The sequence below is a fragment of the Roseburia sp. 1XD42-69 genome, from assembly GCF_003612565.1.
Classification (GTDB): Bacteria; Bacillota; Clostridia; order Lachnospirales; family Lachnospiraceae; genus Roseburia_B.
In genome coordinates, this window is sequence record NZ_RAZG01000112.1 from 1 (window position 1) to 6,942 (window position 6,942).

General features: G+C 38.6%; 12 protein-coding genes and 1 pseudogene. 4 read left to right on the plus strand and 9 right to left on the minus strand.

The genetic code is table 11. From position 1 onward, the window contains the following. The first annotated feature begins 108 nt into the window (after window positions 1-108). Window positions 109-294 (plus strand): annotated as a pseudogene (locus tag D7Y06_RS23130) (cysteine-rich KTR domain-containing protein). 113 nt (window positions 295-407) lie between these two features. Here the strand turns inward: D7Y06_RS23130 and D7Y06_RS23135 are convergent. From D7Y06_RS23135 to D7Y06_RS23165, 5 genes are all read right to left on the minus strand, one after another. Continuing rightward, window positions 408-551: a transposase domain-containing protein gene (locus D7Y06_RS23135; protein ID WP_120409899.1), complete on the minus strand. Its 144-nt coding sequence runs from the start codon at window positions 549-551 to the stop codon at window positions 408-410. A 361-nt stretch (window positions 552-912) separates the two neighbouring features. Then, window positions 913-1,185, minus strand: coding sequence for a hypothetical protein (locus D7Y06_RS23150; protein WP_120409901.1), 273 nt, complete (start codon window positions 1,183-1,185; stop codon window positions 913-915). Continuing rightward, window positions 1,182-1,541: a GNAT family N-acetyltransferase gene (locus tag D7Y06_RS23155; protein WP_243119474.1), complete on the minus strand. Its 360-nt coding sequence runs from the start codon at window positions 1,539-1,541 to the stop codon at window positions 1,182-1,184. The genes D7Y06_RS23150 and D7Y06_RS23155 overlap by 4 nt, the downstream gene beginning before the upstream one ends. Before the next feature lie 76 nt (window positions 1,542-1,617). Then, the gene (locus D7Y06_RS23160; protein ID WP_330566581.1) at window positions 1,618-2,070 is read right to left on the minus strand and encodes a GNAT family N-acetyltransferase; all 453 of its coding nucleotides are present in this window, start codon (window positions 2,068-2,070) and stop codon (window positions 1,618-1,620) included. A 61-nt stretch (window positions 2,071-2,131) separates the two neighbouring features. Beyond that, the gene (locus D7Y06_RS23165; RefSeq protein WP_120409902.1) at window positions 2,132-2,422 is read right to left on the minus strand and encodes a hypothetical protein; all 291 of its coding nucleotides are present in this window, start codon (window positions 2,420-2,422) and stop codon (window positions 2,132-2,134) included. Between the two features lie 678 nt (window positions 2,423-3,100). Between D7Y06_RS23165 and D7Y06_RS23170 the strand changes: the two genes are divergently transcribed. Beyond that, window positions 3,101-3,475 carry a helix-turn-helix domain-containing protein gene (locus D7Y06_RS23170; RefSeq protein ID WP_120409903.1) on the plus strand — a complete coding sequence of 125 codons (375 nt, stop codon included), beginning with the start codon at window positions 3,101-3,103 and terminating at the stop codon, window positions 3,473-3,475. Window positions 3,476-3,701: 226 nt separating this feature from the next. On the opposite strand, the gene D7Y06_RS23175 is transcribed toward D7Y06_RS23170, so the two are convergent. Beyond that, window positions 3,702-3,899 carry a helix-turn-helix domain-containing protein gene (locus tag D7Y06_RS23175; RefSeq protein WP_120409904.1) on the minus strand — a complete coding sequence of 66 codons (198 nt, stop codon included), beginning with the start codon at window positions 3,897-3,899 and terminating at the stop codon, window positions 3,702-3,704. Between the two features lie 98 nt (window positions 3,900-3,997). On the opposite strand from D7Y06_RS23175, the gene D7Y06_RS23180 reads away from it, so the two are divergent. Continuing rightward, window positions 3,998-4,498 carry a hypothetical protein gene (locus D7Y06_RS23180; RefSeq protein ID WP_120409905.1) on the plus strand — a complete coding sequence of 167 codons (501 nt, stop codon included), beginning with the start codon at window positions 3,998-4,000 and terminating at the stop codon, window positions 4,496-4,498. 66 nt (window positions 4,499-4,564) lie between these two features. Next, window positions 4,565-4,819 carry a hypothetical protein gene (locus tag D7Y06_RS23185; protein WP_120409906.1) on the plus strand — a complete coding sequence of 85 codons (255 nt, stop codon included), beginning with the start codon at window positions 4,565-4,567 and terminating at the stop codon, window positions 4,817-4,819. Between the two features lie 515 nt (window positions 4,820-5,334). On the opposite strand, the gene D7Y06_RS23195 is transcribed toward D7Y06_RS23185, so the two are convergent. From D7Y06_RS23195 to D7Y06_RS23205, 3 genes are all read right to left on the minus strand, one after another. Continuing rightward, window positions 5,335-5,562, minus strand: coding sequence for a hypothetical protein (locus D7Y06_RS23195; protein ID WP_158591471.1), 228 nt, complete (start codon window positions 5,560-5,562; stop codon window positions 5,335-5,337). A gap of 22 nt (window positions 5,563-5,584) precedes the next feature. Beyond that, window positions 5,585-5,776 (minus strand): hypothetical protein, encoded by a 192-nt coding sequence (locus D7Y06_RS23200; protein WP_120409908.1) that lies wholly within the window; start codon window positions 5,774-5,776, stop codon window positions 5,585-5,587. Window positions 5,777-5,980: 204 nt separating this feature from the next. Next, on the minus strand, window positions 5,981-6,391 hold the full coding sequence (locus tag D7Y06_RS23205) for a hypothetical protein (protein ID WP_158591472.1): 411 nt from the start codon (window positions 6,389-6,391) through the stop codon (window positions 5,981-5,983). Between the last annotated feature and the right edge of the window lie 551 nt (window positions 6,392-6,942).

Genomic DNA, 6,942 nt, shown 5'->3' on the forward strand with positions numbered 1-6,942 from the left:
ACCATACATGCCGGAAGAATGCAGTAAAATCAATAGTTTTAGGCTGTATTTTTGTTAATCAGCAGACACTAGTTATTACTATAATTTGTTGGATAGGCAGTTGAAAAAATGAAACTCCAATGGGCATTTTGTCCGATTTGTCATAATAAAACATGATTAAAGATTCGAGAAGATACTGTGCTTGAAAATTTTCCCCTTTTTTGTCCAAAGTGTAATCAGGAAACACTAATCAATGTAACGCAATTTAATATTTCAGTTATCAAAGAGCCGGACGCACAGACGCAGAGCCGATAATACGCAGAAGTAAAAATGCGGTTATCGGTTCTTTTTTGTAATCAATAAGTAACCGCCAAATAATACCGCGGTCAGATACAAAATTACCCCAGCCCTCTGTGAGTTGGAGTAATTCACATGCGATTTTTGATAAATTGAAGTTTTTCACTCCACGGCGTCAGTTCTGCCAGCTGTTCATCGGTCATGTCTTCTCTTGGCCGGTGTTCCAGCAGAAATTTAAGATATCCATAAATATTCAGTCCATGTGCTTTTGCCATCTCTACGTGAGCTTTCCCTTAAAGTTTCCCTTGTGTTATATCTTCCCACAGGGCATTACGAACCCTGATAAGGGAAAAAATGAGGGAAACAAAATTACATAAAACATTATAACACAAAATATACGACAATTGGTACACTGATTGAAATGCTTTAAAAAAATCTACAAAAAGAGGACAAATAAAATGAATATGATTAATGCAACATACAATATCCACCATAACAGCATTGATATATACACTTATGCAGGTTACTTTTTACGGATAGATTACAATAAAGCAGAAGATTCTTTATAACCGTATTTTTAATCTATCATACGCAAAATGTATTAGGTTCAATTCCCTCTCCAAATCTCTGTAATCATCATATATTTCTTTTGTATATACTAAGAACGCTTGCCTCATAGTATTCAATGGATGAGCCATACTTTGTGCCTTGTTTTTTAATATCTGCGAGAATGGCAGGTAAAGAAGCAACTTCTATCGGATTATCGGGTTTCTTTCCCAGTGAATTGGCAAGCCAGTCCATTTTCAATTGCTCAACCACACGCATTCCCATTGTGTGATCGGAAGTGCAATGGCTGTATAAATTATGTTCGACTTTTTGTATGCCGGAACCAAGTATGATTACATTCATGTTATGTCTGCCTCCTTTTTTTCATAAAATGTTAATGTGAGTCTTTCGTTAATGACCTTCGTTTTTCCCGTCTGGCGATACCCCATTTTTTCATACAAATAACAGTTTTTAGACTCCTGCAAAATTGTGTCCAGTTCCCAATTTTCGTTTCCATGCATTTCTTCACACAGCCGGATTGCTTTCTGTGCAATGCCTTTCCCTTGAAATTCCGGCAATATAAATATTGGGGAAATTCTTTTGTTTTTTCCGTTTTCCTTTTGATCAACAATACGGATCGCTCCTGCTTTTTGCTGTCCGATATAAATAAAATAGTAAAATGTAAAGTCCTGTTTCAAGCGTGCTTCTAATTTTTCCACGCTCTCGTTTCCTGGATTTGTATCGTAATCCTGATATTTGCCCTTACTAATGCTATTTCCATATACAGCCTCTGTATTAAATTAAATCAACCCTTTTCAGTTGATGTATATTTTTATTTCTATAAACCAAGTCATCCCTTACAGTAAATCCGACCTTTTCCCAAAAAGCATTGCCTGATACATTTTTCTCAAATGCCACCAATGCCACTTTGTGTATGCCCTCTGCTTCCAAAGCCTTCATTGCTGAATCGACTAGCTTTTTCCCAATTCCCTGTCCCCTATATTCTTTCTTGACCGTAGTGTGATAGATAAAACCTCTGCGCCCGTCATGTCCACTGATAATAACACCTATGAGTTTTCCGTTATCTTCTGCAACAAAGCATGTATTAGGATTTCGCAATAAATATTTGACGATTCCATCCTTTGAATCATCTGTTGTATTCAATCCCATGCCTTCCGTATGTATCCACAAATCATATATTTTTTCAAAATCTTCGATATTCATTCTCCTAATTGTCATTATCACCATTCCTCCTAACGAATCTTTCTGAATTTCTCCAACCGGTAATGCTGCTCATCATCCAGCTCTTTTATTCCATTTTTATATTCATATCCGTTTTCCAATAAAATTTTATTTTCATTCCAAACACATACACATGTGCGTATTCTGTCACACCTTTGAACCAATTCACATCATGCATGGCAGAGAGTGCCGCCATAGCCTTCTCCCCATAATCTTTCACATTGACTCCCATGAAATTTCTATGAATCAGCCTGACAATTTCTTTCGTATCTTTTTCACGATAAGGCTTAATAATAACCTCTGTTCCATTTGATAATATTATAACAAACTCCTTTCCAAACAAAAAAGCACCAAACATACAATATGTCCAGTGCATTTATAAAACCATCGGCTATTACAAGCATTCTATCATAATTACAACTTACACCTACCGATTTATATGCACAGACATATCAGACCTACCTGCGTAACTGTGCATCTAATCGAAACACAATTACTTTTAAGTACGTCTGTAATATATATACATATGATTCATTGTAAAATGTAAGTTCTGCATTTCCATGTTCTCCTAAACTTTTTTAAGAATTTACCATAATTTTATTTATATGTCAAGAACTATTTTTAAGAAGAGAACGGCAAGAAGAGAAATGCAAAAGTGACAGAGAGGATATTATCTTTCCCCTCTGCCCATATTTTTTGAAGACTGCTTCGTTTGCCTGTTTGTGCTTTCTCTTTGATAATTTTGTAACCGACTGTATACACTTTCTTCCCTCTTTTGTGCATTTTCACCATATCTTTCTTTCCACTTGTCGGCTTTGTCCCGATAATCGGCATAAGCTGATTTAGCGGCGGCTTCAGCAGACATCACAGGCTTTGTCGGTATCTTTGGTGTTTCCTGCTCTATTGTTCATCGTATAGACATTGCAATCTATTTAGCAGACTTTCTTAATGTGTTTTTGTCTATTTAATGAACTTTTTTATTGATTCCTACTTTTTTGTGTGGTATGCTATCCCAAAAGGAGGGAGATGAAAAAACGTGACGCAAGGTGAACGTGTAAAAGAAGTCCGAAAAAATCTCGGTCTCACATTGGAAAAATTTGGCGAACGCATCGGTTTAAAGAAAAACACTATGAGTGCAATCGAAACGGGCAGAAATGCCCTCACTGACGCAAATATAAAGGCAATTTGCCGTGAGTTCGGCGTTGATTACATATTTTTGACCACTGGTGAGGGAGAAATGTTCGTGGATTCTGACGATGATTTCATCGAAAAGATTGACCGCATTATGGCGGGTGAGAGCGACATCCGAAAAAACGCAATAAAAGCCCTCGTCAATGCCAGTACGGAGGACATTGAGGCTCTTGACCGCCTCATTGATTTGTATTTGCAAGCTAAAAACGAAAAAGACTGACATTCTTTTCAACTGCCAGTCTCGCTCATGGTGTACAGATACAAAATGAATTTGTATATCCTCTTGAGGACGTTTTCGTTATGTATCTTTCCGACTAACTCGACGATAGCCTCTTTGTAATTCAAGGGAACACCATCTCCCTTCCGATACGCATTGTACCACAAATTTCCATGATTATGGAAATATTCTAACCTGCTGCCGACATCTTGTCCGGCGTGTGATACAATTATTTGTATTCGGATTCAAACAGGTCGGTGATTTTAACTCCCATTGCAATGGCTATCATTTCAAGCTGAAACAATGTCGGCGACACCTTGCCGTTTTCGATGTTGTTGAGCGTCGATTTTCCGATTCCGGATTTCTTCGCTAACTCCATCAAGGTGAACCGTTTTTCGGTTCTTTTTTCCCACAATAGAATTTTCACCCTGCTCACCTCCTTTCAAAAGAAAATTTACAAGGTGACAAGATTCGCACATAGAAATGGAGGATTTAATCACATGAAAAAAAATAGTTTGTGCTTTTATGGTCTGCGCCCTTTCCCTCGGATGCCTTACCGCTTGCGGTGGCAATAATTCAGGTAACGAACCCCAAAATGACACCGCCACGAATCAGAACGATTCTACGGATGCGGATGTTCCTGCTGCCGATGACGGTGAATCACAAAAGGATTTTGTCGGGGATGCCTATTCTGATACCGGAGAGGGAACATTCCTGCTTGTGAACTCAAGCGGAACAACCGAAAACGGAAATGTCATTGTTGTATATGCGGACGCTGACACCACGCTCATGCAGATAGGCTATGAAACAGCGGGAATAAACGGAGGTTCTTTGTCTCACATATATATTGACGGTATGCTCTCCACGAAAGAACAACTCGGAGATTCTCAAGGCTCTCTTGACCTGTCCGGAGATTCCCTTTCCACCGGAACGCATAAAGTTGAGGTTGTTCAGTATGAGGGAGATAATGCTGACGGTACTGTGACCATGTATAAAGTAGCCTCTTATGACGTAAAGGAAAAATAGATGCTCTGCCCTAAAGCATATAATTATTAAGATTCAGTATAATAAAATCTAAAAGGAGGAATGTCCATGTCAACTTTGGAGAAAACAATCGGATTGTTGGAAACTATGCCGAATGACAAAATTGAGACCGTCTATGCGTTTGTACGGTTCATAGATTCAGACACCTATGAACCGCCATCCGAACCCGCAGCTATGAAAAAAGAGACTATACAGTCCATGCTCGAAATTGCTCACGAATATGCAAATCCGGCATTGATAGAGCAGGAGGAGGGGGCTTTTGAACGTGCTATTGCGGAAAAATATGCAACTGATAGACACTAATGTGATTTTAAGATTTGTATTGAATGATAATGTCGAAATGGCTCAACGTGCTGCGGATGTCATCGCCTCCGGCGCATACACAAAACCGGAGGTCATTGCGGAAGTTGTCCGGATAAAAACTCAAGAGAGACGTTTTTCAACGCCTCCTCGACCGCCGTTACAATCTTTAAATTCTACCGCAGGAACGGGAATTTGAGTGAGACGCTCCGGCATATGGAATCAGAGTTCGGACTTGTACGGTCTGCTGCCAGTCTCAAGAATATACTTATAAATACAAAATACATCGGAGTGTTTCGGGATAATAAAAAATACTGTCCGGCAATCACCGACCGTGAACTCTTTGAGGATGTTCAGCGACTTCTTAAAATCAACATCAAGGACGGGAAAAAGTATGATTATATTTTCGGCGGTCTTGTGGTCTGCGATGATTGTGACCATGTCATGAGCGGATGTCAACATCGGTGTGGCGGTCGCACCCGTGCAGACGGCACACCGACAATATACAAATATAGCTGTTACCGATGCAGACAGGGCGTGAACCTGCACCGCTGCCCGAACCGTAAAATCGTCATGGAATCCGTGTTGACCATGAGAAAAACATCCACATTATTTTTTTGTGATTGTTGTACTACTAACTTTACCCCTCCGGTAGGCTCATAGGCCTTTGCCTCTCTTGCTGCTTTGGGAGATTTGTAGGCAAGCAGACTGTCCTTTGTCCCTGTCTCTAAAGCTTCCTCCCACATCTCATGATATTTCTCCTCCACATCACACATACATATAATAATCTTTCCGCTTTTCCTTATTCTGCCACTCCTCCATTGGAAGGTACAAGCTGCTGGCATACCACCTGCCGGGAAAATCCAGGGAATCTGGCAGTTTTTCCACCACCGCCATCACCGGATAAGTTCCCTCTTCCCCGCTTCTAAAAGGAATGATTCCCTTGTCCCCTGGCGTCACGCTCTATTCCGGCGAATTGCTCTCCGTTTTGGAGAAGCAGGGGAGGATGTCTCTATTCAGCGTTTTTTGCTCTGTCTTTAGACAACTTATATAATTTCAAATTTTAATTGTGGTATGCTTAAGAAAAGAATTTTGACAATACAGAAAAAATGCACAACAAATCGGAAATGAAGGGTGCAAAAACGGACCTCGAAATAGAAAAGATTATATGACATTACCAATTCTGTTTCTTATTAAATTTTTCAATAATTTACATCCCTGGAACACACCATAAATTATCATCCACTCAAAAAACACCATTTCCTGTATTATAAAATGCATATAGAATGTGCCTTCCCAGATTTTCATATCTGAATTTTTAACCCCATCAAAGAAACCAGATACTTTCAACATTGAAAATATCGGATAAAGAATCTTTTTTTCCAATAAATCATTTAGTATTTCATATGGACAAAAACATAATGCCAAAAATAGAACAGCACATACCAAAAATACATGAAAAATCTGCTTACTTATCTTTTTCGTTTCTCTGTTTTCCTCTGTGATGTAATAGTCAATTATGAATAAAATCACACCCAGAATAATATCAAATCCAACACCCTCATAAAATCCCAACAGTATATCTGCTGCTTTTATGCTACCTTTAACAATCAAAACATAGTGCAAAAACTGCCGAAAAAGAATCAGCAGTAAAACAATCACCGGAAAGATTATAAATCTAAGTCGAGATTTCGTCACTTTAAGTACCTCCATATCTAAACGGACATTCAAAAATATTTTTGCAAAGACTTGAAAATGATATGTATTATTCTTTTATTGTTTCAGGTAAATACCCCCTACATTATATTTTAATGCAATTGACGATGTCGCTCAAATATAACAAAGGAGGTTGATGAGAATTATCACTGTTCCTCAATATATCCAACAAATTCTTCTTATCATTAATCTAAAACAGATGTATTCACTTTAATAGATAAAGTGTTTCCGCTTGCTGTAGGTGTTGACACATTTAAGTGAAAAGAACTACTTACAGCTCCCCAATTTTCCTGATCATTAAATCCATTACCCGAAAATGTCCCGCTTTTTAATATTTCTTGTGAGTTAAAAGTTTGTACCACTAAGAAGCCAGAAAATCCCAGTGTTTTTCTGACTCTTCCTGTAGCTCA

What these genes read in the sequence shown, in the direction of transcription:
- D7Y06_RS23135 (WP_120409899.1), bottom strand. Translation starts at nt 551, where the DNA reads ATGGCAAAAGCACATGGACTGAATATTTATGGATATCTTAAATTTCTG.
- D7Y06_RS23150 (WP_120409901.1), bottom strand. Translation starts at nt 1,185, where the DNA reads ATGAATGTAATCATACTTGGTTCCGGCATACAAAAAGTCGAACATAAT.
- D7Y06_RS23160 (WP_330566581.1), bottom strand. Translation starts at nt 2,070, where the DNA reads ATGGTGATAATGACAATTAGGAGAATGAATATCGAAGATTTTGAAAAA.
- D7Y06_RS23165 (WP_120409902.1), bottom strand. Translation starts at nt 2,422, where the DNA reads ATGTTTGGTGCTTTTTTGTTTGGAAAGGAGTTTGTTATAATATTATCA.
- D7Y06_RS23180 (WP_120409905.1), top strand. Translation starts at nt 3,998, where the DNA reads ATGGTCTGCGCCCTTTCCCTCGGATGCCTTACCGCTTGCGGTGGCAAT.
- D7Y06_RS23185 (WP_120409906.1), top strand. Translation starts at nt 4,565, where the DNA reads ATGTCAACTTTGGAGAAAACAATCGGATTGTTGGAAACTATGCCGAAT.
- D7Y06_RS23195 (WP_158591471.1), bottom strand. Translation starts at nt 5,562, where the DNA reads ATGTGGGAGGAAGCTTTAGAGACAGGGACAAAGGACAGTCTGCTTGCC.